This window comes from Cryobacterium sp. TMT1-2-2 (assembly GCF_004403505.1).
Classification (GTDB): domain Bacteria; phylum Actinomycetota; class Actinomycetes; order Actinomycetales; family Microbacteriaceae; genus Cryobacterium; species Cryobacterium flavum.
In genome coordinates this window covers 85,020-107,726 of sequence record NZ_SOGS01000024.1, presented here as the reverse complement: position 1 = coordinate 107,726, position 22,707 = coordinate 85,020, and the positions used below count along the sequence as shown (strand labels likewise).

At 66.9% G+C, this 22,707-nt stretch carries 25 protein-coding genes; 15 read left to right on the top strand and 10 right to left on the bottom strand.

The features are described from left to right. Positions 1-174 precede the first annotated feature (174 nt). From E3T35_RS14415 to E3T35_RS14375, 9 genes are all read left to right on the top strand, one after another. On the top strand, positions 175-987 hold the full coding sequence (locus E3T35_RS14415; protein ID WP_134379753.1) for an IclR family transcriptional regulator: 813 nt from the start codon (positions 175-177) through the stop codon (positions 985-987). Positions 988-1,088: 101 nt separating this feature from the next. Then, the gene (locus E3T35_RS14410) at positions 1,089-2,270 is read left to right on the top strand and encodes a 4-hydroxybenzoate 3-monooxygenase (RefSeq protein WP_134379751.1); all 1,182 of its coding nucleotides are present in this window, start codon (positions 1,089-1,091) and stop codon (positions 2,268-2,270) included. Between the two features lie 17 nt (positions 2,271-2,287). After that, entirely contained in the window at positions 2,288-3,082 is a 795-nt protein-coding gene (gene pcaH, locus E3T35_RS14405; RefSeq protein ID WP_134343766.1) for a protocatechuate 3,4-dioxygenase subunit beta, read from the top strand. After that, entirely contained in the window at positions 3,075-3,638 is a 564-nt protein-coding gene (gene pcaG / locus E3T35_RS14400) for a protocatechuate 3,4-dioxygenase subunit alpha (protein ID WP_134379749.1), read from the top strand. The genes pcaH and pcaG overlap by 8 nt, the downstream gene beginning before the upstream one ends. Beyond that, the gene (locus E3T35_RS14395; RefSeq protein ID WP_134379747.1) at positions 3,631-5,175 is read left to right on the top strand and encodes a lyase family protein; all 1,545 of its coding nucleotides are present in this window, start codon (positions 3,631-3,633) and stop codon (positions 5,173-5,175) included. Before pcaG ends, E3T35_RS14395 begins: the two co-directional genes overlap by 8 nt. Further along, entirely contained in the window at positions 5,172-6,506 is a 1,335-nt protein-coding gene (locus tag E3T35_RS20265; RefSeq protein ID WP_134379745.1) for an alpha/beta fold hydrolase, read from the top strand. Before E3T35_RS14395 ends, E3T35_RS20265 begins: the two co-directional genes overlap by 4 nt. 12 nt (positions 6,507-6,518) lie before the next feature. Further along, entirely contained in the window at positions 6,519-7,313 is a 795-nt protein-coding gene (locus tag E3T35_RS14385; protein WP_134379743.1) for a CoA transferase subunit A, read from the top strand. Beyond that, entirely contained in the window at positions 7,313-7,987 is a 675-nt protein-coding gene (locus E3T35_RS14380; RefSeq protein WP_134343761.1) for a 3-oxoacid CoA-transferase subunit B, read from the top strand. Before E3T35_RS14385 ends, E3T35_RS14380 begins: the two co-directional genes overlap by 1 nt. Continuing rightward, positions 7,984-9,201, top strand: coding sequence for an acetyl-CoA C-acetyltransferase (locus E3T35_RS14375; RefSeq protein ID WP_174777103.1), 1,218 nt, complete (start codon positions 7,984-7,986; stop codon positions 9,199-9,201). The genes E3T35_RS14380 and E3T35_RS14375 overlap by 4 nt, the downstream gene beginning before the upstream one ends. An 83-nt stretch (positions 9,202-9,284) precedes the next feature. On the opposite strand, the gene E3T35_RS14370 is transcribed toward E3T35_RS14375, so the two are convergent. The 5 genes from E3T35_RS14370 to E3T35_RS20060 form a co-directional block, all read right to left on the bottom strand. Beyond that, entirely contained in the window at positions 9,285-10,109 is an 825-nt protein-coding gene (locus tag E3T35_RS14370; protein WP_134379741.1) for a hypothetical protein, read from the bottom strand. Between the two features lie 136 nt (positions 10,110-10,245). After that, entirely contained in the window at positions 10,246-10,518 is a 273-nt protein-coding gene (locus tag E3T35_RS19490; protein WP_174777102.1) for a hypothetical protein, read from the bottom strand. Between the two features lie 80 nt (positions 10,519-10,598). Further along, positions 10,599-11,852 carry an acyl-CoA dehydrogenase family protein gene (locus E3T35_RS14360; RefSeq protein ID WP_134379739.1) on the bottom strand — a complete coding sequence of 418 codons (1,254 nt, stop codon included), beginning with the start codon at positions 11,850-11,852 and terminating at the stop codon, positions 10,599-10,601. Between the two features lie 297 nt (positions 11,853-12,149). Continuing rightward, the gene (locus E3T35_RS14355) at positions 12,150-13,019 is read right to left on the bottom strand and encodes a metal-dependent hydrolase (protein WP_134379737.1); all 870 of its coding nucleotides are present in this window, start codon (positions 13,017-13,019) and stop codon (positions 12,150-12,152) included. A 147-nt stretch (positions 13,020-13,166) separates the two neighbouring features. Next, positions 13,167-13,289, bottom strand: coding sequence for a hypothetical protein (locus E3T35_RS20060; protein WP_255408738.1), 123 nt, complete (start codon positions 13,287-13,289; stop codon positions 13,167-13,169). Positions 13,290-13,468: 179 nt separating this feature from the next. On the opposite strand from E3T35_RS20060, the gene E3T35_RS14350 reads away from it, so the two are divergent. Then, entirely contained in the window at positions 13,469-13,714 is a 246-nt protein-coding gene (locus E3T35_RS14350) for a hypothetical protein (protein ID WP_134379735.1), read from the top strand. A 51-nt stretch (positions 13,715-13,765) separates the two neighbouring features. Here the strand turns inward: E3T35_RS14350 and E3T35_RS14345 are convergent, their stop codons facing one another. Genes E3T35_RS14345 through E3T35_RS14335 form a run of 3 tightly spaced genes read right to left on the bottom strand, consistent with a single transcriptional unit; the run spans position 13,766 to position 17,203 of the window. Further along, a complete protein-coding gene (locus E3T35_RS14345; protein WP_134343756.1) occupies positions 13,766-15,112 on the bottom strand; it encodes a threonine/serine exporter ThrE family protein in 1,347 nt (448 codons plus the stop codon). Beyond that, a complete protein-coding gene (locus tag E3T35_RS14340) occupies positions 15,109-16,305 on the bottom strand; it encodes an acyl-CoA dehydrogenase family protein (RefSeq protein WP_174777106.1) in 1,197 nt (398 codons plus the stop codon). Before E3T35_RS14340 ends, E3T35_RS14345 begins: the two co-directional genes overlap by 4 nt. 37 nt (positions 16,306-16,342) lie before the next feature. Then, entirely contained in the window at positions 16,343-17,203 is an 861-nt protein-coding gene (locus E3T35_RS14335) for a DUF4349 domain-containing protein (RefSeq protein ID WP_134379733.1), read from the bottom strand. 141 nt (positions 17,204-17,344) lie between these two features. Here E3T35_RS14335 and E3T35_RS14330 point away from each other — a divergent pair, with 141 nt between their 5' ends. Continuing rightward, entirely contained in the window at positions 17,345-17,566 is a 222-nt protein-coding gene (locus E3T35_RS14330) for a hypothetical protein (protein WP_134343754.1), read from the top strand. Positions 17,567-17,568: 2 nt separating this feature from the next. Then, positions 17,569-18,408 carry an alpha/beta fold hydrolase gene (locus tag E3T35_RS14325; RefSeq protein WP_134343753.1) on the top strand — a complete coding sequence of 280 codons (840 nt, stop codon included), beginning with the start codon at positions 17,569-17,571 and terminating at the stop codon, positions 18,406-18,408. Here the strand turns inward: E3T35_RS14325 and E3T35_RS14320 are convergent. Both E3T35_RS14320 and E3T35_RS14315 read right to left on the bottom strand, forming a co-directional pair. Continuing rightward, a complete protein-coding gene (locus E3T35_RS14320) occupies positions 18,405-19,361 on the bottom strand; it encodes an SDR family oxidoreductase (protein WP_134379731.1) in 957 nt (318 codons plus the stop codon). The genes E3T35_RS14325 and E3T35_RS14320 overlap by 4 nt on opposite strands. 205 nt (positions 19,362-19,566) lie before the next feature. Continuing rightward, positions 19,567-20,517, bottom strand: coding sequence for a nucleoside hydrolase (locus E3T35_RS14315; RefSeq protein WP_134379729.1), 951 nt, complete (start codon positions 20,515-20,517; stop codon positions 19,567-19,569). Between the two features lie 192 nt (positions 20,518-20,709). Here E3T35_RS14315 and E3T35_RS14310 point away from each other — a divergent pair, with 192 nt between their 5' ends. The 3 genes from E3T35_RS14310 (at position 20,710) to E3T35_RS14300 (ending at position 22,613) form a co-directional block, all read left to right on the top strand. Further along, complete coding sequence (locus E3T35_RS14310; protein WP_092341600.1) at positions 20,710-21,828, top strand: adenosine deaminase; 1,119 nt, start codon at positions 20,710-20,712, stop codon at positions 21,826-21,828. 69 nt (positions 21,829-21,897) lie between these two features. After that, positions 21,898-22,341, top strand: coding sequence for a PTS sugar transporter subunit IIA (locus tag E3T35_RS14305; protein ID WP_092341601.1), 444 nt, complete (start codon positions 21,898-21,900; stop codon positions 22,339-22,341). After that, positions 22,338-22,613 (top strand): PTS sugar transporter subunit IIB, encoded by a 276-nt coding sequence (locus E3T35_RS14300; protein WP_134379727.1) that lies wholly within the window; start codon positions 22,338-22,340, stop codon positions 22,611-22,613. The genes E3T35_RS14305 and E3T35_RS14300 overlap by 4 nt, the downstream gene beginning before the upstream one ends. Positions 22,614-22,707: the final 94 nt, after the last annotated feature.

Here is a 22,707-nt window from a genome sequence, read left to right as displayed (position 1 = left end):
TTCACTCCATTGTGTGGTGATACGGGTCGTGCTGCTGTGGGTGCCCGGGGCACTGCGAGCTACGGTCGTGAAGACTGATCAGCTCTGATTGGAGACTAGCCATGCGTTTCAATGCAAAAACATGCGCTTCCATTCAGTGGAAGTTCTTGGCACATCGCGGTAGCGTGGCGAGTAATGAGCGGAAAACCGGTACAAAAGCGTACGAGCGGCGACGCCGCTGCCGTCGACGACCGTTCCGTCGCGGCCAGGCTGTTCGCCATTCTGGACGCCTTCGCGGCTCCCGCCGGTGCAACCTCGCTTACTCTCACGCTGACGGCCATCGCCCAGCGGGCGGGCCTGCCGCTCTCGACCACGCACCGGCTGGTTGCGGAGTGGGTGAGTTGGGGTGGCCTGGCCAGGCACGAAAACGGCCAGTATTCCCTCGGCATGAAGCTGTGGGAGCTCGGGGTGCAGACGCCGACTGCCCGTAACCTGCGCACCATAGCGCTGCCCTACCTCGAGGACCTCTATGAGACGACGCGTGAGCATGTGCACCTCGCCATTCTCGACGGACGTGACGCCCTGTACCTCGAGAAACTCTCTGGCCACCACGCGGTTCGACTGATTTCGCGGGTTGGCGCGCGCCTGCCGCTGCACTCGACCGGGGTGGGGCTCGTACTCCTGGCCTACGCACCCACCGACGTCGTGCAGCAATACCTCGCCACGAGCCTGCAGCGCTTTCTGCCACGTACCGTCACCGAACCGGAAGCCGTACGCAAACGGCTGGCCGAAATTCGATTGAAGGGCATCGCTCGCATGTCGGAGGAGATGACGGCCGGCTCGAGCTCGTTGGCCGCCCCAATTCGCGACCGCACCGGCCAGGTCGTGGCTGCCGTGTCGATCGTGACCCGCACGACCGACACTGTCGACTCGGAGCACGAACGCGCGGTGCGCCTGGCCGCTCAGGGGGTCAGTCGGGCCCTCGGCTATCGGCGGGCCCAGCAATGATGGATTGTCAACACTTTCACTGAGTGGAATAATTACACCGCGGGCCTGAGCAGCACACCACACTGTTCAGATCACCCCTGTCATTGTCGCTAGGAGAACCCGTGCCCCACGAAACAACCCGCGTCGCCATCATCGGCGCCGGTCCAGCCGGACTTCTCCTGAGCTGGGCCCTGCGTGATGCCGGCATCGACTCGATCGTCGTCGAAAACCGCTCGCAGGACTACGTGCAGGGGCGCATCCGCGCCGGCGTGCTGGAACAGGGCTCGGTCGAGACCCTGACCCGCCTCGGGCTGGGTGACCGCCTCGCATCCGAGGGCCTGCAGCACGACGGAATCTACTTGCAGTACGCCGGCGAGCGCCACAATGTGAACTTCAACGAGCTGATCGGCCGCACGGTCACCGTCTACGGCCAGCAGCAGGTCGTGAAAGACCTCGTCACAGCCCACGAGCAGGCCGGATCGACGATCTACTACGAAGCCTCCGATGTGGCCGTCGACTCGCTCACCACGAAGAACCCGAGCGTGACCTTCGTACACGATGGCGAAGCGCACACCATCGACGCCGACTTCGTCGTGGGTGCCGACGGATTTCACGGCATCTGCCGCGCGTCGATCCCTGCCGAAGAAATCACCCTGTTCGACCGCAGCTACCCCTACGCCTGGCTTGGCATTCTCGCTGACGTGGCACCGTCCTCGGACGAACTCGTCTACGCGCTGCACGAAGATGGTTTCGCGATGCTCTCGATGCGCTCGCCGGTCGTCTCCCGGCTGTACCTGCAGGTCGATCCGGCCGACGATATCAAGAACTGGTCGGACGACCGCATCTGGGAAGCTCTGCAGACCCGGCTCGGCACGCCCGGCTGGACCCTGAATCAAGGCCCGATCACCGACAAATCGATCACCCCGATGCGCAGCTTCGTGGCGTCGCGCCTGGCCTACGGCAACCTCTTCTTAGTCGGTGACGCCGGCCACATCGTGCCGCCGACCGGCGCAAAGGGCCTCAACTCAGCCATCTCCGACGTCACCCAGCTCGCCGCGGCGCTCACCGCCTTCTACGCGAACGACGAAACGCTGCTCGGTCGGTACAGCGAGACCGCGCTGGCCCGGCAGTGGCGGGTGCAGCAGTTCTCCCGCTACATGACCGAGATGCTGCACACCAGCCCCGGCGATCTGCAAACCGGCGCGTTCGACTACCGCAGCCAGCTCGGCCAGCTCGACTACGTCACCCACTCACCGCTCGCCCAGCGCATGCTCGCCGAGCAGTACACCGGCCTCCTGCTCTAATCGATATCGAGGACGCCATGACCCAGAAAACACCCGGCACCGGCCCGGCCAGTCAGAACGAGATCACCGCCGAGATCGAGAGAATCGAAGCGGATGCCGCCGCCCGCGTCGCGGCCGGCGGCTCACCCGAGCTGCAGCCGCGCCGCGACTACGCCCCGTATCGCAGCTCCCTGCTGCGCCACCCCACCCACGAGCTCGTGCGCGTCGACCCGGAAGAGGTCGAACGGGTCTCACCCGCCTTCGGCCACACCGACGTGAACGTGCTGGAGAGCGACCTCACCATCCAGCACGCCGGCGAACCGATCGGCGAACGCATAACAGTGAGCGGCCGCGTGCTCGACGGCGAGGGCCGCCCGGTGCGACACCAGCTGATCGAACTGTGGCAGGCCAACGCCGGCGGACGCTACGTGCACAAACGCGACCAGCACCCAGCGCCGCTCGACCCCAACTTCACCGGAGTCGGCCGCGCCATCACCGGAGACAGCGGCGAATACTCGTTCACCACCATCAAGCCCGGGCCCTACCCGTGGAAGAACCACCTGAATGCGTGGCGACCTGCCCACATCCACTTTTCACTATTCGGCACCGCGTTCACGCAGCGCCTGATCACGCAAATGTACTTTCCCGGCGACCCGCTGTTCGCCCTCGACCCGATCTACCAGTCGATAGCGGATGCCGACGCTCGCGCCCGCCTGGTCGGGCAGTACGACCACAGCCTGAGCGTGCCCGAATTCTCGCTCGGCTACAACTGGGACATCGTGCTGACCGGCCCGAAGTCCACCTGGATGGAAAGCGAAGACGCCGATGAATAAGTTCCAAACACCGTCGCAGACCGTCGGCCCGTTCTACGGCTACGCCCTGCCCTATGTCGGTGGGCCGGAACTGGTTCCCGGGTACCATCCCCGCGCCATCCGCTTTCACGGAACCGTCACCGACGGCGCCGGCGAGCCGATCCTCGACGCCCTGCTCGAGATCTGGCAGGCCGACGAGAACGGCACGCTCGTGCGAGAGCTGGGCAGTCTCGACCGCGACGGCTTCACCTTCACCGGGTTCGGCCGCTGCGCGACCACGATCGCCGGGCACTACACCTTCACGACGCTCAAACCGGGGGCGGCAGGCAAGGCAGCGCCGTATATTCTGGTGACGGTCTTCGCTCGCGGAGTCACCCACCACCTGTTCACCAGGGCCTACTTTGCCGAGGATGCCGCGCTGCACGCGACGGATGCCGTGCTCAGCAGCCTGCCTGCTGACCGCCGGAACACACTCATCTGTGTCTCAGAGGGAATCGTCGGGGGCGCCGAGTCGTACCGTTTCGATATTCGCGTGCAGGGCGAGAACGAGACCGTCTTTTTGGACTTTGATGCCTAACTTCACGTTCGATGCCGGACTGCTCAACCCGCTGAGCCACGGCACCCGCGAGTCTGAGCTCACGAGCGACCAGGCCTGGCTGCAGGCCATGGTCGACGCCGAGCTCGCCCTCACCCGCGCGCTCGTCGACGCCGAGCTGGCCCCCGAGTGGATGCTCGCTGTCTGCGACGCGCTCGCCGACGCCAGCCAGTTCGACCTCGGCGCGATCGCCGTCGAGGCCCGGGGCGGCGGTAACCCGGTGATTCCGTTCGTGAAACACCTCGGCCGCGCCGCCGAACGGGTGCGTGCCGGGGCGTCGGACCACCTTCACGTTGGCGCGACCAGCCAGGATATTCTCGACACCGCCGCGATGATCGTGGCCCGCAAGGTCATCTGCGAGCTCATCCACCAGCTCGATTCCTTCGGCGCCGACCTCGCCGCCCTCGCCGACGAACACCGCGGCACCGTGATGAGTGGCCGCACCCTCGGCCAGCAGGCCTCGCCGACGAGCTTCGGCTTCGTCGCGGCCGGCTGGCTCGACGCCGTGCTGCTGATCGTCACCCGTCTCGAAGGCATTCGTGACTCCCTGCCGGTGCAACTCGGCGGAGCCGTCGGCAACCTCTCCGTGCTCACCGAAATCGCCCGCGCCCGGCGCAGTGAAACACCAGCCTCGGAGGTTCTCGACACTGTGCTGGAGCGGTTCGCTGACCATGTCGGCCTGGTCGTGCCGCGCCTCAGCTGGCACACCAACCGGGTCGTCATCTCCGAACTGGCGTCCGTGCTGGCCGCCGCGACCGGGGTCGCCGGCACCTTTGCTCTCGACGTGTCGGTGCTCTCCCGTACCGAAATCGCCGAGGTGAGCGAACGCCTCGCCCCCGGCCAGGGAGGCTCCAGCGCTATGCCGCACAAGCGCAACCCCGTCTCAGCCGTGCTGATCACTGCGGCGGCGCTGCAGACGCCGGGTCTCGCATCCACTCTGTATGGAAGCATGCTCGCTGAAGACCAGCGCCCGAGCGGGGCCTGGCATGCCGAATGGCAGTCGCTGCGGGTGCTCGAACGGCTCACGATTTCGGCGGTGACCGGTGCCGCGTCGCTCGTCGCTCGCCTCGATGTGGACCCCGATCGCATGCGCGCCAACCTCGACCTGACCGACGGACTTGTGTTCAGTGAGCGAGTCACCACGATTCTGGCCGAAACCGTCGGCAAGACCACGGCGTTCGCGCTAGTCGAACGCGCGTCCCAGGAGGCGTTCGCTACCAACCGGCCGCTGCAGGTCGTCCTCGCGAGCATCCTCATCACCGAGGGTTGTTCCGACGAACTGCGCGCGCAGATCTGGGCGGCCTTCGACTATGAGGGCCAGCCCGGCCAATCGGCGGGCGGCATCGACCGCGTCGTGCACGCCTTTCGCCAGCGTGCGGATGCCGCCGAGCAGCGCGCCCGGGCGGCCACCTCTACCGATATGGTCGAAGGAGACTCCGCGAAGGTGGGCGCCCCCGCTCGCTCGAACAATGCTCGCTCCAACAATGCTCGATCCAACAATGACGTGAGGACCGCATGACCCAGCCCGTCATTCTCTGCACCATCGAGCCGGCGCGAAACGGAGACGCCAACGCGCCACTGATCGTGCTCGGCCCCTCGCTCGGCACCACCACGGACCTCTGGGCCACCGTCGTGCCGGCGCTGGCCGCCACCCACCGGGTGCTGTGTTTCAACCTGCCCGGGCACGGGTTCAGCCCGAAGGCGTCGGCCGCATTCACCCTTGAGGAGGTCGCCGACGCCGTCGCCCTGCTGGTCGACTCGATTGACGTCGACACGTTTCACTACGCCGGAATCTCCCTCGGCGGCGCCATCGGCCTCGCCCTCGCCGTGAACCACCCAGGCCGCCTCGTGAGCCTCGCCGTGTTCTGTTCCGGCGCAAAAATAGGCTCGTTCGAGGCCTGGACCGAACGAGCCGCCGGGGTACGGGCGAGCGGCACCCCCTCGCTCATCGCCGGCAGCGCCTCCCGCTGGTTCGCCACCGACTTTCTCGGCCGCGACCCCAAGGCCGGCGCGCACGCCCTCAACCAGCTGCTCGACATCGACGACGAGTCCTACGCACTCGCCTGCGAGGCGCTCGCCGTTTTCGACCAAACGGATGCCCTCAGCGGCATTCGCACGCCCGTTCTGTGCGTCTCGGGCGAGTTCGACGAGGTCACACCGACCGCGCAGCTCAAGGAGCTGGCTGCCCGCATCCCGGGCGCTACGTCGGCCGTGATCGCCGGGGCCGCGCACCTGCCGTCGCTCGAGCGCCCGGCCGAGGTCGGCGTGCTGTTGGCGGAGTGGGTGGCGGGAGTATCGGCTACGCCGGGCCCGGCCGGTGCTGGTCATGCCTCGGGTACCGGTTCTGGTGGAGGCGTCGGTTCTGGTGCCGACGTCGGTTCCGCGGCGCCGCGACCCACCACCGCGGCCGAGCCGCTGCCGGGAGGCCGCACCGCAGCATCCGCTTATGACGACGGTATGGTCGTGCGCCGCGCGGTGCTCGGCAACAAGCACGTCGATGCGGCAACCGCGGCGATCACCCCCGAAACCGCCGTGTTCCAGGACTTCATCACCCGCTACGCCTGGGGCGAAGTCTGGACCAGGCCGGGCCTCGACCGCCGCACCCGCAGCTTTCTGACCATCGCCGCGCTCGTCACCGGCGGGCACGAGGGCGAGCTCGCGATGCACGTTCGGGCCGCCCTGACCAACGGGCTGACCCGCGCCGAAATTAGCGAGGCGATTCTGCACACCGCAATCTATGCGGGCGTACCGGCCGCCAACGCCGCATTCGCCGTGGCCCGCGAGACCTTCGCCGGGCTCGATGCGGCTGCTGATACCTGCACCGACGACACCACTATTCGGCCCAGCTAAGGACCTCGAACCATGGACAAAACCTATCCCTCCGCTGCGGCTGCCGTCGCTGACATTCCCGATGGTGCGTCGCTCGCCGTCGGCGGGTTCGGCCTGGTCGGTGTGCCGATCGTGCTCATTCGTGCGCTGCTCGCGCTCGGCAGTACCAACCTGCACGTCGCGTCGAACAACTGCGGCGTCGATGGGTGGGGGCTCGGCGAGCTGCTCCGCGAGGGCCGGATCAGCCGGGTTATCGCTTCGTACATCGGTGAGAACAAGGACTTCGCCCGCCGCTACCTCGGTGGTGAACTCGAGGTTGAGCTCACCCCGCAGGGCACTCTGGCCGAGCGGTTGCGCGCTGGCGGCACCGGAATTCCGGCGTTCTACACGGCGAGTGGCGTGGGCACCATGGTCGCCGACGGCGGACTGCCGTGGCGCTACGGCCCCGGCGGCGAGGTGACAGTGTCCTCGCCGCCGAAGGAGACGCGGCTGTTCTCGTCGCTCGGCAGCGAGAAGGAATACGTGCTCGAAGAGGCCATCGTCACCGATTACGCCCTCGTGCGTGCAGCCAAGGGCGACCGGCACGGCAACCTCGTGTTCGAGAAATCGGCCCGCAACTTCAACCCGGTGGCCGGCATGGCCGGCCGCATCACCATCGCCGAGGTCGACGAACTGGTCGAACCCGGTCAGATCGACCCCGACGAGGTGCACCTCGCCGGCATCTACGTGAACCGCATCGTGCAGCTCGGCGCGGTGGATGCTGCTGATCTGCCGATTGAGAAGACGACGACGCGGCCGCGGCCGGTTTCGTCGGAAGGAACGAACTGATGGCTCTCACGCGTAACGAAATGGCTGCCCGCGCCGCCCAAGAGCTCGCCCCGGACTCATATGTCAATTTGGGTATAGGCCTCCCGACGCTGATTCCGAACTTTCTCCCCGACGGCGTGCACGTCGTGCTGCACTCCGAGAACGGTGTGCTCGGCGTGGGCCCGTACCCGTGGGAGGGCGAGGCCGACCCTAAGCTCATCAATGCCGGCAAAGAGACCGTCACGGTCAACCCGGGAGCGGCGTACTTCGACTCGGCGCAGAGCTTCGGCATGATCCGCGGCGGGCTGATCGATGTGGCCGTGCTCGGCGCCATGCAGGTGAGCGTGGTCGGCGATATCGCCAACTGGGCGGTGCCCGGCAAGATGATCAAGGGAATGGGCGGCGCGATGGACCTCGTGCACGGCGCCGACACCGTCATCGTCGTCATGGAACACACGACCAGGACCGGCGAGTTCAAGATCAAGACGGTCTGCGACCTGCCTCTGACCGGCAAGGCCGTCGTCACGCGCATCATCACCGATCTCGCCGTGATCGACGTCACCCCTGACGGACTCGTGCTGCGCGAGGTCGCGCCCGGCGTCACCGTCGCCGAGGTACAGGCCGCCACCGAGGCCACCCTGCTCGTGCCGACCCCGCCGACCACCATCACGACCCTGATCGGCGCTGCCGAATGAGCGAGCTGCGCCAGGTCGTCATCTGCGAACCGCTCCGCACGCCGATCGGCCGGTTCGGCGGCGCGTTCAAGACCGTCGCCCCGGCCGACCTCGCCGCGGCGGTCATCGTCGCGCTGCTGGAACGCACCGGACTCGACGGGGCCGTTGTCGATGACGTCATCTTCGGCCAGGCCTATCCCTCGGCCGAGGCCGCGCCCGTTGCCCGGGTCGCCGCCCTCAACGCTGGCCTGCCCGTCACCGTCGGCGGCGTGCAGGTCGACCGTCGCTGCGGCAGCGGCCTGCAGGCCATCCTCGACGCCGCGATGCAGGTGCAAACCGGCGTCAGCGATCTCCTGATCGCCGGCGGCGTCGACGTCATGAGCCAGGCCCCGCTCTACACGGTCGATTCCCGCTGGGGCCTGGCCGGAACCGCCGGCGTGCTGCTGCGCGACGCCCTCGGCCGTGGCCGCGAGACCGCCGGTGGGCGCAACTATCCGGTGCCCGGCGGCATGCTTGAAACCGCCGAGAACCTGCGCCGCGACTACAGCATCGACCGCGTCGAACAAGACCAGCTCGCTGTGGAATCCCAGCGCCGCGCCCTCGCCGCCGTCGCCGACGGCCGCTTCGTCGACGAGATCGTGCCGGTCACCGTACCCGGTCGAAAGGGCCCCGTCGTCGTCTCCGTCGACGAAACTCCGCGCGACACCACCCTCGACGCCCTCGCAGGCCTCACCCCGATCATGGGCAAAACGGATGCCGCAGCCACCGTCACCGCCGGCAACGCCAGCGGTCAGAACGACGCCGCTGCCGCGTGCATCGTGACCACCCCGGAGCGGGCGGCTGAACTCGGGCTGACCCCCATCGTGCGGCTCGCGTCGTGGGCACGCGCCGGCGTCGACCCCTCCCGCATGGGCCTCGGCCCGGTACCCGCCACGAAGCTCGCGCTCGAGCGCGCCGGCCTCACTCTCGCCGACATGGACCTGATCGAACTCAACGAGGCCTTTGCCGCCCAGGTGCTCGCCGTCAGCCGGGAGTGGAATTTCACCCCGGAAGACTGGGCCCGCACCAACGTCAATGGCTCGGGCATCTCGCTCGGTCACCCGGTCGGCGCGACCGGCGCCCGTATCCTCGCCACCGCGAGCCGCCACCTGCAGCGCACCGAGGGTCGCTACCTGCTCGAAACCATGTGCATCGGCGGTGGGCAGGGCCTGGCGGCCATCTTCGAGCGCGTGTAGCAGCATCCGCTTCGCCGAGGTGTGAGTTTGAGCCCGAAATTTGCTCAAAATGACCCCAGACTCACACCTCGGCGAGCGGATGGCTACCAGCGGGCGCCGCGTGCGGCCAGCGCAGCGCGCACTCGGCGTAGAAGTTCCTGCCCGCCGTACGTGAGGTCATCATCGGTAATGCGAACCATGCGCCAGCCCTGGTCTTCGACCCGCTCGCGTCGCGTGATGTCCTTACGGAATTGCTTCGGGTCCGTGCGGTGACCGTCGCCTTCATACTCGACGCAGACCCGAAATCGCGGCCAGGCCAGGTCGACGCGGGCCACAAAGTAGCCGTCGGAGTCCCGAATGACAAAATTGACATCGGGTTCTGGAATGCCGTCATCCACGATGAACAGGCGCGTCTTGGTCTCCTGGGGTGAATCGACCGCGGCGCGTGCGAGACTCGCGGCTTCCCGCAGGGCGCGGCATCCGCGTCGTCCGGTGAGTTCGGCCGCGACAACTTTCAGCTCCTCGGGCGTGTGGATGGGATTTCGACCCCGGCAGAGAAAGTCCGAAGCGGCGACGAGTTCGACTCGCGTGAGCGTCGGGGCGACATCGATCCAGGTGTGCAGGAGCGACGTCACCCGAAGGCCCTCGACCCGGTCAGTGACGAGCACCTCCCGCTTGTGCCCGACGATCCCCACCATCTGCGGAGCCCGGGTATTCTGCGGCACGCTGACGTGCAGGCGTCGGTCTGTTTCGAGCCGATAGGGCAGCCACATTCCCTGGATTACGGCAGCCGTTGCGTGGCTGAAGACGTGAGTCGCGGGCATCCGTTGTGAGTAGGCCGTGGCCAATTCGAGAACGGATGCCGATTGCGCGTGATCAGCACGCAGACGTCGATAGGGCAGGGCAGCACGATCATGTGGAGTGGACATAGAGGAATAGTGCATTGAATCGGGATCGCGCATATTCGTTATGCACAGGCAGCCTCTGATTCGCCGCCGAGGTGTGAGTTTGCGCCCATGCTCGGCCAAATTCGGGGTAAGACTCACACCTCGGCGAACGGATGCTTCAGACTGCGCCGACATCGAGGTTGATGTAGCCCAGATACCCCGTTGCGGTCATCATCGAAGCCGACCTGGGCCCCGCGCAGATAGGTGCCGTCGTCGCCGGGCGTGGCCTCGGAATCGCCCTCGGTGTAGCTGCCGTCGGTCGTGGCACCAGACCCGCCAGAACCAGAGCCAGGTCGCTGCGAATGGAATCCACGTCGAAGTAATACGGCCCGGCCGTGCGCGACTCGGTCTCGGTGCCGCAGGATGACCCGACCGCGTCGAGCTTGGCCACGATATCGCCGGCCGCGCTCGTCGACGGGATCAGTGTTGCCGTGCGGCATCCGTCTTGGGGATCTCCGGGCCCGCAAAACGCTACTGGAACGCGGAGATGCCGGTGATGGCGCGGCCGACCACGAGGGTGTTGATTTCGTAGCTACCCTCGTAGGTGTACAGCGCTTCGGCGTCGGCGAAGACGCGGGCCATGCCGAAATCGGTGGAGATTCCATTGCCGCCGAACACAGAACGGCCGAGCGCCACGGACTCCCGCATGCGGGCGCTGGAGGAAGCCTTGGCCAGCGCGGCGTGCTCGGGCCGCAGCGTGCCGGCCTGCTGCAGCTGGGCGATGCGTACCATCGTGCCGAGCGACGTCGTCGCGTTCTCGAGGATGCGTACGAGCTTCTCCTGCACGAGCTGGAACGAGGCGATCGGCTTGCCGAACTGCTGGCGCTCGAGGGCGTAGCGCAGAGCATGGTCGTAGGCGGCGAATTGCAGCCCGACGGTCTGCCAGCCGACCCACACGCGGGAGTTGGTGAGCAGCCGGTTGGTGTCGCGAAAGCTCGAGGCTCCCGGAAGGCGGTCGCGTTCGGCGACCACGACATTGTCGAGGGTGATCGTGGCGTTCTGCACGATGCGCAGGGCGATCTTGTTTTCGATGGCCTCGGCCTTGTAGCCGGGCAGGGTGGCGTCGACGATGAAGCCCTTGATCTGGTCGTCGGCGGTGTCGCGCGCCCAGACCAGCACGTTGGCGGCGAAGGTTCCGCTGCCGATCCAGCGCTTGACGCCGTTCAGGGTCCAGTTGGAGCCGCTGCGCGTGGCGGTCGTCTCCATATTGCGCGAAACGTCAGAGCCGTGCTCGGGCTCGGTGAGGGCGAAGGCTCCGATCTTGCGCAGGGAGACGGCGTCGTCCAGGTAGCGTTCGCGCTGGTCGTCGGTGCCGAGCTGGGCAATGGCCGCCGCGAACAGTCCGCTGTGCACGCCGACGAAGGTGGAGATGGAGGCATCTACCCGGGAGAGCTCGAGGGTCATGAACCCGTGCAGCAAGAAATTGTTGCCGCGGGCGCACAGCTCAACCAGGTTGAGGGAGGTGAGCACGGGAATGATCTCGAACGGGAAAGTCGCGTTGTTCCAGTGCTCGGCCACGACCGGGCGGATCTCGCGTTCGAACACAGCACGGGCCTGGGCTACGAGCTGCTGTTCCTCGGGGGAAAGCAGGTCCTGGTAGGAGAAGAAGTCGGCGGTGGGGCCGGTGAAGAAAGCGGGGCTGGCAGCATCCGTTTCGGGGTAGGCCGTTGCGTCGTCTATGCCGCTGGTGGCGTCGATGTCGGTGCTGGCAATGACAATGCTCATGGCTGGTCCTCTCTGACCTGGTACACCTGAATTGTGCGCCAATGAGCCCAATTGCGCAATCTCTCGCCTGAAGACCGTGCATAATGCAAAAGACTTGGGGGAGGAGGCCCGCCAGATTGCCCTCTCTGCGCGAGCGCCCAATTGTAAGCCTCCGAGGCGGGCGCCAGGAGGTGATCGCCGAGGTGCGTCATCGACCCGTGAGTTTCGTGCGCCGAGGTGTGAGTTTGAGTGCGAATTTTGCTCAAAATCGCCTCAGACTCACACCTCAGCGAGCGGATGGCTACCGCGCGCGACCCGCTAGCGCGTCGCGGAGGTGTTCATAGTCAGAACGTCGGTGCCGTCCAGGTCGTGCAGGCCCAGCGTCACGTTCACGACACCGAGGGTGCCGAGCGACGAAACGTGGGTGCCGCCACAGGGGATTCGCACGCTCGTGCCCGGCAGCTCGCAGACCCAGTAGCGGCGATCGGTCAAAAGGTCGCCGTCGCGGTCGATGCGCACCGCGGCTTCCGTTGATGTCCAGTCCAGGAGGGTCGCGTTGATGGCTGCTTCGAGCTGGGGCAGCGCCTCGGCGAACCCGTCCACGGAGAAACCCTTCTTGCGCAGCGACTTGCCGAGCCGGTAGGTGTCGACCGAGGCGTTCGGCCCGATCAGCGACTCGTCGATGGCGAGGCCGTCGAAGTCGGGATGGCCCAGGGCGTCGGGGCGCACCTCCTTTTTCCAACGGTCGGCGAGGGCGTCGTTGAGGGCGAGCGAGGCGAGGTGGCAGCTCGTGTGCCCGGCGCTCGTACTGTCGCGCAGGCCCTCGTCGACCTCGACGGTGACGGTGTCGCCGGCCGACAGCCCGTCCGTCTCGACCACGTGCACGACGACGAAGGCCCAGCCGGGCGTTCCCTTGCCCACCGGAATGTCCTCGCCGATATACAGCGCTGACCCGTCGGTGGCGCCCACGATGCAGTCTTCGACCGGCCAGAAGGCGGCGCCGTGGTGCAGCAGGGCGAGGTCGGGGCCCTGGTCGGGCCAGCCCGCATCGACCGGATGCACGGGTGTCACGTCGAGCAGAACCGCAAACCCGCCGCCCGGCAGCAGCTCGGAGTGCAGAACGGTCGCCTGGGCGTCGACCGCGCCACCCGGGTAGAGCACACGGGTGTCTTCGGTGGGCAGGGTCATGGCTGGTCCTTTCACTGTGGCAGACGGCGCGTCATCCGAGCGGATGCTGCGGCGCAAGCGGGTACATCAACCCAGCGGATTGAAGTGGTGCGAGAAAAAAAGAGGTGCCGCCACGATCGTGGCGGCACCTCGTGCGCTGGTTGGAACCTAGCTCTTGCGGGCCCGAGAAGCGGTTTCTTCAGACTTCGCCTTCTTGTCGGCCCTCTTTTCCTTGAGGGACTTGTCGGCAACCTTCTTGGTTGCATCCTTTTTCGGTGATTTGTCAGCCATTGTGTACTCCTTCGCGCCGAGCCGTGGGGCCCCGTCACCTTGAGAATACGCGGGTTTAGCGCAAACGGCATCTTGCGGCACGGCTCAGCCGGCCAACCCGCCGGCAGCCCTGTGCACGACTGCCGGTGTGTCGTATGCTGTCGCTCTACCGAACCGTTTCTCGTCGAAAGGTCACCCTCATGAGCCATAGCGCCACCTACCGTGCAGTTCTCTTTGGACCGAACCCGATCGCCGCCGGAACCGAAGTGGAGCTGGAATATATCGACGGTGCCTACCAAGACGTCGTGGTGCTCGAGTCGGTCGAAGATACGGAAACGATCACCCGCACCTACAAGCGCGGTCGGGAGACCGAGGAACCCATCCCGTACCGGTTCGTCGAAGAAGACGTCGCCGAAGACGACGGAGAGGCCGACGTTCCTAACTGACGTGAGTGGCGGCATCCGCTTTCACAGCGGATGCCGCCACTCGTCCGAAAGTTAGATGCGCTTGGTGGCGTCCCTGCCGAGCCGAACCGGCAGGGCCATGAGCGGTCCGACGAAGCGGCGCTGCAGGCGACGAGCCGGACCCCAGACGATCTGCACAACGTACTGCGACAGAAGAGCGCCCGCCGCAAGTGCCATGGCAATGCCCGCCGCGGTGAGCAGCGAGAGCAGCCCATTGATATCGCCCTCCGAGAGCTTCAGCAGTCCGCGAAACAGGGTGAGCCCGGGAACGAGTGGTACCAGGGCCGTCACCATGATCACGAGCGGGGGAGTGCGCACCATGCGCGCGGCGACCGCGGCGAGCAGGCCGACGCCGAGGGCGCTCGCCGCTGACCCCCAGACCAGGCCAAATCCGCCGGCCATCGCGGCCACGAACAAAAACTCAGCGAGGGCGCCGAGCACACAAACCACCCAGATCGCCCGCCACGGCACCTGAACGGCGAGCGCAAACCCGATAACGATCACCACGGCAGCCACCAGCAGCACCGGCAGAACGGCCAGGGTCACGATCGGGTTTGAATCGATCTCGAGAACCAGGCCGAACCGCGCCAAAAAAAGCGCCGAACCGGACACCCCGGTGACCAGGCCGGCCGTGATCAGCAGCGCCTCGACCAACCGGGCGGTGCCGGTGAGGTAGAACCCCGACAGTGTGTCGTGCACGGCGCCGAAGGTGGTGACGCCGGCCAGGAGCATGATGATGGTGGCGACGACCACGAGCGAGGGGCTCGCGGTGGGGTCGATCACCCCCACGATCGCGGCGACGATCGGGCCGACCGCACCGCCGACCACGGTCTGGTAGAACAGCGGAACCTGCCGGTGGTCGAGCACCGAAGTGATCCAATCGATGATCCAGGTGGCGATGAACGCGGCGATGATCACCGTCGGCCCACCGCCGATCAGCACGGCAGCGCCCGCACCGACCAGGCTCCAGCCGATGCGGCGCCACTGTTTGGGCACCTGCGGCTTCGAGCTGACGATGGTCGCCAGAATCTTGCGCGCCTCGGCCACCTCGATCGGCTTCTCGATGATGTCCGCGATCAGCTCCGAGGTGGCGGTGAGCTTGGAGTAGTCGAGGGTGCGGTATTTCACGTTGCGGCTGCGGGTGATCGACTCGTGCGTTGCCGGGTCTTCCTGCGTGAGCGTGATGATGGTGTGCGTGATGTTCGCGTCGGTGCCCTTGAGCCCGTAGGCACGGGTGAGCGCGATCATCGCGGCGGTCGCGTCTTCGGCACCGGCTCCGGCGGTGAAGATAACTTCCGCGAGTCGCATGGTGAGGTCGAGAACGGCCCGGGTATAGCCGGAGTGGTCGAGGGTGATGGCGGTGGTCTTGCTGAAGGTCATGAGGTGCGCAGATCAATCGGGCCGAGAACGGATGCTGCGGCGGTGGCGTGCGCGGAATCCGCGTCGGAGGGGTGGAAGAAACCGGCGAGCACGTCGCGGTAGAGCCGGGAGAGTTCGGAGGTCGTGTTGTAGGCCTGGCCGCCGGCGACTTGCACGGCGGTGTCCACGACGAACTTGGCGTTCTCTGTGGCCCGGTATTTGAGCCCGGACAGCTGCGCGAACCAGGCCGGTCCGACCGTGAACGAAAGCTCGTCGACCGCGCGGGCGAGGGCGTCGATTTGCGGGTAGATGCCGTCCATCGCGATGACGAGGTCGCCGACCCGCCATCGGGCCACCGGATCCTGCGCATGCGTGCGCCCGTCGTTCTTCAGCGAGGTGCGCCGGTGCGCTCCCGCGACGGCGAGCTCCAGCGCGCGCCGGCCGATTCCGGTGTAGACCGCGGAGAGCAGGATCTCGAAGTTGGCGAAGATTCCGGTCACGAGCGGGTCGCCGTTCGGGCCGACCGGCAGCCGCCGCACGACCCGGTCCGGGCGGGCCAGAGCGCCGTCGAGCACGGTGCTCTGGCTCTGGCTGGCGCGCATGCCGAGGGTGTTCCAGTCATCTTTGGAGCGGATGCCGGCATCCGCTTTCTCGAGAAACGCCCAGACGATCGCGGGGTCTGACGGGTCGGTCGAGTCGAGTCCGAGGGTGCCGAGCCGGGTCCAGGCGGGGGACAGCGACGTGAAAACCTTGGTGCCGGTGAACCGGTAGCCGCCTTCTGGCGTAGGGCGGGCGTCCGTTTGGGAGCCGAACAGAACCAGGTCGTTGCCGGGTTCGCTCACGCCGAAGCCGAAGATTTCGCCTCGGCCGGCCTCGTCGAGCAGAAAGTCGAGCGAGCGGTCGCCCTGGGCGTGCAGGCTGCGGGCGACGCCGGTCCAGACCAGGTGCATGTTCACGGCGAGGGCGGTGGCCGGGGCGTGCGCGGCCAATCGGGTCTGCTCGCGCATGGTCTGCTGCAGGGTGAGTCCGAGTCCGCCGAACTCTGTCGGCACCAGGGCGCGCAGGTAGCCGGCGGCGACGAGCGCTTCGAGGTCTTCGGTGAAGAACGCGTTGGCCTGGTCATACCCGGCAGCCCGCGCGCGGACGCCCGCCAGCAGCTCGGCGGACAGCAGCGGTTCGTCGCTCGAGGGTACAAAAACGGGCGCCGCGGGCAGGGCTATAGCAGGGAGAAACTCGGTCACACAGACAAGCCTATGCAGCCTTGCGGCGCCGCGCGAACATGCGCACGATCAGAAGCACAATTGTCCCCACAATCGCCAGCAGAACCAGCCAGGGCAAGGCAACTCCGAGGCCGACCAACAGGCCGCCGAGGGCGGTCACGAGGGCGGTCCAGCCGACGATGATTCCGCTCCAGAAGGTGTCGGGACCGCTCGCGGCGACGGTGCCCTCCGCGACCAGTTCGAGCTGCACGGTGGAGTAGTCGATCTGGTCGGCGAGGTAGTCGCGCTGGGACTGCAGGCTTTCCAGCTCGCCCTGCCGGCTCGACAGGGCACTTTCGATGCTGATCAGGTCGGCCGTGGTGGTGGCCGACGCCATCAGCGCCAGCAGCCGGTCGACCGAGGTGGTCAGCGCGGTGATGCGGGCGTCGAGGTCCTGGCTCTGCTGGGTCACGTCCTGCGTGGTGAGCGTGACGAAGTTGAGGGTGCCGAGCTTTTTCAGCTCGGCCAGGGTGCGGTCGAGTTCGTCGGACGGAATGCGCAGGGTCAGGTTGGCGCTGGCCGGCTGCACGTCGGTGGCCGGGTTTTCGCTGCGGCTGTCGACCCGGCCGCCGGCCTGTTCCGTGATCGCGACGGCCGATTCGCTCGCTTTCACCGGGTCGGTGGCGGTGATCGAGAGGGATCCGGTGGTGATGACATCGCGGCTGGAGGTGTTCACGTCGCCGGTGGTGCCGGTGACGGAGGCCTTATCGCCCGCGGCAGGAGCTACGCCGCCGGAGACACTTTCCGACGAATTTCCCGAATCGCGGTTCACCGAGCTGCCGCTGTTCGTCGTGCATCCCGCCAGCAAGACGGCGGTCAGAAGAACCGCGATCACACCCCAAGTTAGTCTCATGTCTCACTGTATTGGCGCGCCGACGCCCGGGACTGGAGGCAGTCTGGGAGTCGGATCACAATTGGGACTCGATGTCTGTCCCCCGAAGTAAGGTCGTGGGGTCGGCGGTTCAGCCCGACTCGCAACGACCAGGAGGACAACATGGGATTCATTGACGATGCCAAGGATGCACTCGACGCCACCGGCAAGAAGATCGGCCGGGCTGTGGATGATGCCAAGGACCGCATCGAAGACAAGGCCGATGAGGTCAAAGCCGACGCCAAGGTGAAAAAGGCTGAGGGCGACGTGAAGCACGCCGAGGCCGAGCGGGGCGTCACCGAGGCCAAGAATGACTTCAAAGCCACGCTGCGCGACGATAATTAGGTATGACCTGGTGGGCGGAGCGGATGCGCAGAGCGCGTCGGCCCCGCCCGCCGCTCTTGCACGTCGCAACGGATGCCGGCAGCGGCCCGGTCGTCATTCTCGTGCACGGCATCGCGTCGTCGTCGGTCACCTTCTACGAGGTGATCCCGATGCTGACGCCGAATCACCGGGTGATCGCCGTCGACATTCTGGGCTTCGGCCAGTCGCCCGCGCCGGACGGGTGTGAGTACCGGCTGGAGGATCATGTCGGGGCCTTGGCCGCGACCATCCGCTCGCTGAAGCTGAAGGAACCATTCGTTCTGGTCGGGCATTCGCTTGGCAGCCTGATCAGTACCCGGTATGCGGCCATGGAACGGCACGGTCGATTCCGGGCAGCGTGGCGCCGGCTGGCCGCCCGCGGACCGGTCTCCCGCCTGCTGCTGGTGGGACCGCCGGTGTATCTGTCGCCGAGTGATATCGGCGATCCGCGGGTGCGGGCCCGGGTGAGCGCCTACCTGCGTGCCTACGATTTTCTGCGCGCCAACAAGGAGTTCACACTCGCCAACGCCGCGATCATGTCGCGCCTGCTGCCCAAGGGCATCTTCGAGCTGACCGAGAAAACCTGGACGCCGTTCATCAAATCGATGGAGCACTGCATCGAATCGCAGACCGTGGTGAGCGACATCGCGAGCCTCACTGTGCCGGTCGATGTGATCTACGGGGCGTTCGACGCGTTCATCGCGCAGGGCAGCATGACCGTGATCGAGCGGATGCGCCACGTCACCATGCACCGCGTGGAGGCCAACGACCACATCATTCGGAAGCGCCTTGCCCGGGTGCTGGTGAAGGTGATCGACGGCTAGACGGCCGGGAAAGTAACTCCGGTGAGCTCCTCGGAGAGCGACCAGAGGCGGCGGGCATCGGCTTCGTCGAGGGAACGCGGAGGCAGCTTGGCGGGGGCCGGAGCGCCGGTGAGTTCGCCGAATCCGCCGGGGCCGTAGTAGCCGCCGCCGGCCGCGGCCGGGCTCGTCGCCGCGTACAGCGCCGGCAGGATGCCCTGGTCGATCTGCTGCCACATCCAGCCGATGCGGTGGCTGGCTTCGTTCACGGCGAGGAAGACCTTCGCCGACGCGCCGTTGTGCGTGGGGCCGGTGATCTGCAGGTTCGTGACGGTCGCGCCGGGGTGCGCGGCGACGCTGCGCACGCCCCAGCCGCCGATAATGCTGCGCCGGTTGAGTTCCCGGGCGAACATGAGCGTGGCCAGTTTGGAGAGAGCGTAGGCGCGGTGCGGGCGGTAGCGCAGGCTCTGCAGGTCGGTGAAATCGAGGCGGCCGGTGCGGGCGATCAGGCTTGAGAGGCTCACGACCCGGCTCGTTCCGGCGGCGCGCAACAGCGGAAGCAGGTGGGCGGTGAGCGCGAAGTGGCCAAGGTGGTTGGTGCCGAACTGCAGCTCGAACCCGTCTTCGGTCTCGTCGCGCACGGGCGGCATCATGAGGCCGGCGTTGTTGAGCAGGATGTCGATCGGGCGGCCCTCCTTAGTGAGTTCCTCGCCGAATCCGGCGACGCTCGACAGCGACGCGAGATCCAGATGACGGATGCTGAGGGTCGCGCCGGGGTTCTGCTCATTCAGGAGCTTGACCGCCGCGGCGCCCTTCTCCTCGTTGCGCACGGCCAGGATGACATCGGCGCCGGCCCGGGCGAGGCGGCCGGTGAGTCCGAAGCCGAGTCCGCTGTTGGCGCCGGTGACGACGGCGAGCTTGCCGCGCAGGTCGGGAACCTGAATGTCGGGGAGGGTCTTGGTGCTGGTCTTCGTCATGAGGCTCCCGTTGTCGTGGTGCTCTATTGAACCCGTTCGGGCGGGGGAAGTCACGCGGCTGCCGGTGTGCCGGGCACATTCACGGGTGCGCAATGGCCGGTCTGCGACTGCTCCGCGGCTGCTCCGCGGCTGCGATTTCGCTCCGAGACAATGCCCCAAGGCCCGGGCCCCGTCCGTCTTGCCGGCGCCCTGCAGGCCGGAGCGCTCAGCCCTGCGGCGGGTCGCCGATGCGTTCGAGGGCGTCGACGATGAGCGCCCAAAACTTCTCGTGGTCCAGGTCGACGGCCACCTGCGTGGTGCAATCCGATGGGGCCGGCGCGCGAAAGTCCGCTACGGTCATGCCGAGGGTGAGGGTGCCGGCCAGTTCCACGTCGAGCGGAGCCTTCCGCACGGTGATCACACTCGGATCGATCACGTAGGCGACCGCGCACGGGTCGTGCACCGGCGGATAGTCGAAACCCTGGGCATCCTTGTAGGTCTCGGCGAAGAAGGCCAGCAGATCGCCGACGAACCGGGCCGGCGCCGTGCCGACGGCCGCGATGCGGGCAACGATATCGGGGGTGGCGAGAGCCTGGTGGGTCAGATCGAGCCCGATCATGGTCAACGGCCACTTCTCGTTGAAGACGATGTGGGCGGCTTCGGGATCGATGACGATGTTGAACTCGGCCGTGGCCGACCAGTTGCCCACGTGGTAACCGCCGCCCATCAGCACGACCTGTTTGACCCGCTCGACGATGCGCGGCTCCTTGCGGGCGGCGAGGGCGATGTTGGTCAGCGCGCCGGTCGGCACGAGGGTGATCTCACCCGGCTCGTGCGCCATGATCGTGTCGATGATGAGGTCGACGGCGTGCCGGCCGTCGAGCTCGAGCGTGGGTTCGGGCAGCACCGGGCCGTCGAGGCCGGACTCGCCGTGAATCGACGGCGCCGTCTCAATCTGCCGAACCAGCGGGCGCGGGCATCCGGCGGCGAACGGAACCCCGGTGATGCCGGCCACGCGGGCCACCGAGAGAGCGTTTCGGGTGACCTTGGCGAGGGTCTGGTTGCCCATCACGGTGGTCACGGCGACGAGGTCGATGTTCGGATTGCCGTGCGCGAGCAGCAACGCGATGGCGTCGTCGTGGCCGGGGTCGCAGTCGAGAATGATTTTGGTGGGCACAGCTCAGGGTACGTGGTCGTGCGCTTTCCGGGCCCGGTGCAGTGTGCAAGACGCAGCGAGGACGGGCGACCAAAGCGACGGGAGGCGCGGCATCCGCTCACCGTATTTCTCATGGTCCGTCCAGAGCGCCTCCGATAAGCTGGGCGCGCGGTTGTAGTTCACATCCGCCCCCGTACCGAGGAGCTTGTTCGTATGACTTTGATCGAGGAATTCCTCATGCCCGGCGGCGGCACGAGCATCAACACCCTGCCCAAGGTCTCCCTGCACGACCACCTCGACGGCGGCCTGCGCCCGCAGTCCATCATCGAGCTGGCCGACTCCATCGGATTCGTGCTTCCCACAACGGATGCTGACGCCCTGGGCGAATGGTTCTCCGACCAGTCCAACGCCGGCTCGCTCGTGGAATACCTGAAGACCTTCGACGTCACGACGGCCGTAATGCAGACCCGCGAGGGCCTCAGCCGCGTCGCCCGCGAATTCGTTGAGGACCTCGCCGACGACGGAGTCATCTACGGCGAGATCCGCTGGGCTCCCGAGCAGCACCTGGCCCGCGGACTCACCCTCAACGAGGTCGTCGAAGCCGTGCAGGACGGTATCGAAGCAGGCATCGAGAACGTCGAGCAGTCCGGCCGCAGCATCCGCATCGGCCAGCTCATCACCGCCATGCGCCACGCGAACCGCGGCCTCGAGATCGCCGAACTCGCCGTGCGCTACCGGTTCGACGGCGTAGTCGGGTTCGACATTGCCGGTGCCGAAGCCGGCTTCCCGGCCGGAAACCACCGGGCAGCCTTCGACCTGCTGGCCCGCGAATTCATGCCGGTCACCGTGCACGCCGGCGAGGCCGACGGACTCGACAGCATCCGCGGCGCACTGTTCGACGGCCGCGCCCTCCGCCTCGGCCACGGCGTGCGCCTGGCCGAAGACGTCACGATTGAACGTCAGGACGACGACAACACCTTCGTCACCCTCGGCCCGGTGGCCCAGTGGGTGCGCGACCGCGAGATCACGCTCGAACTGAGCCCCTCCTCGAACCTGCAGACCGGAGCGGTCGCCGCCTGGGGCGAGGAACTGTTCGACCACCCGTTCGACCTGCTCTACCAGCTCGGCTTCAAGGTCACCGTCAACACCGACAACCGTCTGATGAGCGACACGACCCTCACCCAGGAGCTCGCCCTGCTCTCGGATGCCTTCGGTTACGACCTCGGCGACCTCGAGACCTTCCAGCTCAACGCGGCCCACGCCGCCTTCCTGCCGCTGGAAGACCGCGAAGAGCTCGTCGAAGCCATCGAAGCCGGCTTCGGCGACGCCTGAGACCGGCCGCCCGAGCCGGCACCTCCACGACCCGGCTCACCCGCACCACCCGTTTACCCGAAAGAAATCATGCCTCTCCCGCACCTCCCGCTAAACGCCATCACCATCGGCGCGCACGCTGACGACTGGCCGGCCGCCATCACGGCGGCCGGTGACGCCCTCGTGCGTTCCGGCGCCGCGACATCCGCTTATACCGAGCGCATGATCGCGGTGATTCGCGAATTCGGCGCGTATATCGTGATCGCGCCGGGCCTGGCGCTCGCGCATGCCCGTCCCGGAGCGGATGTTCTCACCGACGGACTGTGCGTCGTCACCCTGGCCGAGCCGGTCGCCTTCGGGCACCCGCACAACGACCCGGTCAGCGTGATCGTCGGCCTGGCCGTGACCGGCGCCGACGACCACCTACAGTTCGTCGCCGAACTCGCCAACGTGTTCAACGACCCGAAGGTGATTTCGGCGCTGGCCGGCGCGACCACCGCCGAGTTCGTGCAGAGCGTGTTCGGTCGATCATGAAGATCGTCGTGATGTGCGGAATCGGCCTGGGCACTTCGGCCATCCTCAAGGTCAACGCCGAGCGCGCCCTCGAACGCCTCGACATCGACGCGCATGTGCAGGCCACGGATGTCGCCGGTGTGCGCGCCGCCGCCGCCGACGCCCAGGTCATCCTGACCTCGTCGGAACTCGTCGACGCGATCGGCAAGACCAACGCCGACGTCATCGTCATCAACAACTACTTCGACGTCGACGAACTCGTCGCCAAGCTAGAGGTCGCCCTGGGCTCCTAGCCCCCGCTTTGTGCCTACGCGGGTAGCGTTCGGTGCCCGCCTTGCAGATGGTGTCCGCGGTGTGGTCGGGGTCCGGGTAGCGTCCGGTGCCCGC

What these genes read in the sequence shown, in the direction of transcription:
- pcaG (WP_134379749.1), top strand. Translation starts at nt 3,075, where the DNA reads ATGAATAAGTTCCAAACACCGTCGCAGACCGTCGGCCCGTTCTACGGC.
- E3T35_RS14385 (WP_134379743.1), top strand. Translation starts at nt 6,519, where the DNA reads ATGGACAAAACCTATCCCTCCGCTGCGGCTGCCGTCGCTGACATTCCC.
- E3T35_RS20265 (WP_134379745.1), top strand. Translation starts at nt 5,172, where the DNA reads ATGACCCAGCCCGTCATTCTCTGCACCATCGAGCCGGCGCGAAACGGA.
- E3T35_RS14375 (WP_174777103.1), top strand. Translation starts at nt 7,984, where the DNA reads ATGAGCGAGCTGCGCCAGGTCGTCATCTGCGAACCGCTCCGCACGCCG.
- E3T35_RS20060 (WP_255408738.1), bottom strand. Translation starts at nt 13,289, where the DNA reads ATGGCTGACAAATCACCGAAAAAGGATGCAACCAAGAAGGTTGCCGAC.
- E3T35_RS14415 (WP_134379753.1), top strand. Translation starts at nt 175, where the DNA reads ATGAGCGGAAAACCGGTACAAAAGCGTACGAGCGGCGACGCCGCTGCC.
- E3T35_RS14345 (WP_134343756.1), bottom strand. Translation starts at nt 15,112, where the DNA reads ATGACCTTCAGCAAGACCACCGCCATCACCCTCGACCACTCCGGCTAT.
- E3T35_RS14370 (WP_134379741.1), bottom strand. Translation starts at nt 10,109, where the DNA reads ATGTCCACTCCACATGATCGTGCTGCCCTGCCCTATCGACGTCTGCGT.
- E3T35_RS14325 (WP_134343753.1), top strand. Translation starts at nt 17,569, where the DNA reads ATGACCTGGTGGGCGGAGCGGATGCGCAGAGCGCGTCGGCCCCGCCCG.
- E3T35_RS14310 (WP_092341600.1), top strand. Translation starts at nt 20,710, where the DNA reads ATGACTTTGATCGAGGAATTCCTCATGCCCGGCGGCGGCACGAGCATC.
- E3T35_RS14380 (WP_134343761.1), top strand. Translation starts at nt 7,313, where the DNA reads ATGGCTCTCACGCGTAACGAAATGGCTGCCCGCGCCGCCCAAGAGCTC.
- E3T35_RS14360 (WP_134379739.1), bottom strand. Translation starts at nt 11,852, where the DNA reads ATGAGCATTGTCATTGCCAGCACCGACATCGACGCCACCAGCGGCATA.
- E3T35_RS14350 (WP_134379735.1), top strand. Translation starts at nt 13,469, where the DNA reads ATGAGCCATAGCGCCACCTACCGTGCAGTTCTCTTTGGACCGAACCCG.
- E3T35_RS14305 (WP_092341601.1), top strand. Translation starts at nt 21,898, where the DNA reads ATGCCTCTCCCGCACCTCCCGCTAAACGCCATCACCATCGGCGCGCAC.
- E3T35_RS14355 (WP_134379737.1), bottom strand. Translation starts at nt 13,019, where the DNA reads ATGACCCTGCCCACCGAAGACACCCGTGTGCTCTACCCGGGTGGCGCG.
- E3T35_RS14320 (WP_134379731.1), bottom strand. Translation starts at nt 19,361, where the DNA reads ATGACGAAGACCAGCACCAAGACCCTCCCCGACATTCAGGTTCCCGAC.
- E3T35_RS14300 (WP_134379727.1), top strand. Translation starts at nt 22,338, where the DNA reads ATGAAGATCGTCGTGATGTGCGGAATCGGCCTGGGCACTTCGGCCATC.
- E3T35_RS14330 (WP_134343754.1), top strand. Translation starts at nt 17,345, where the DNA reads ATGGGATTCATTGACGATGCCAAGGATGCACTCGACGCCACCGGCAAG.
- E3T35_RS14395 (WP_134379747.1), top strand. Translation starts at nt 3,631, where the DNA reads ATGCCTAACTTCACGTTCGATGCCGGACTGCTCAACCCGCTGAGCCAC.
- pcaH (WP_134343766.1), top strand. Translation starts at nt 2,288, where the DNA reads ATGACCCAGAAAACACCCGGCACCGGCCCGGCCAGTCAGAACGAGATC.
- E3T35_RS14335 (WP_134379733.1), bottom strand. Translation starts at nt 17,203, where the DNA reads ATGAGACTAACTTGGGGTGTGATCGCGGTTCTTCTGACCGCCGTCTTG.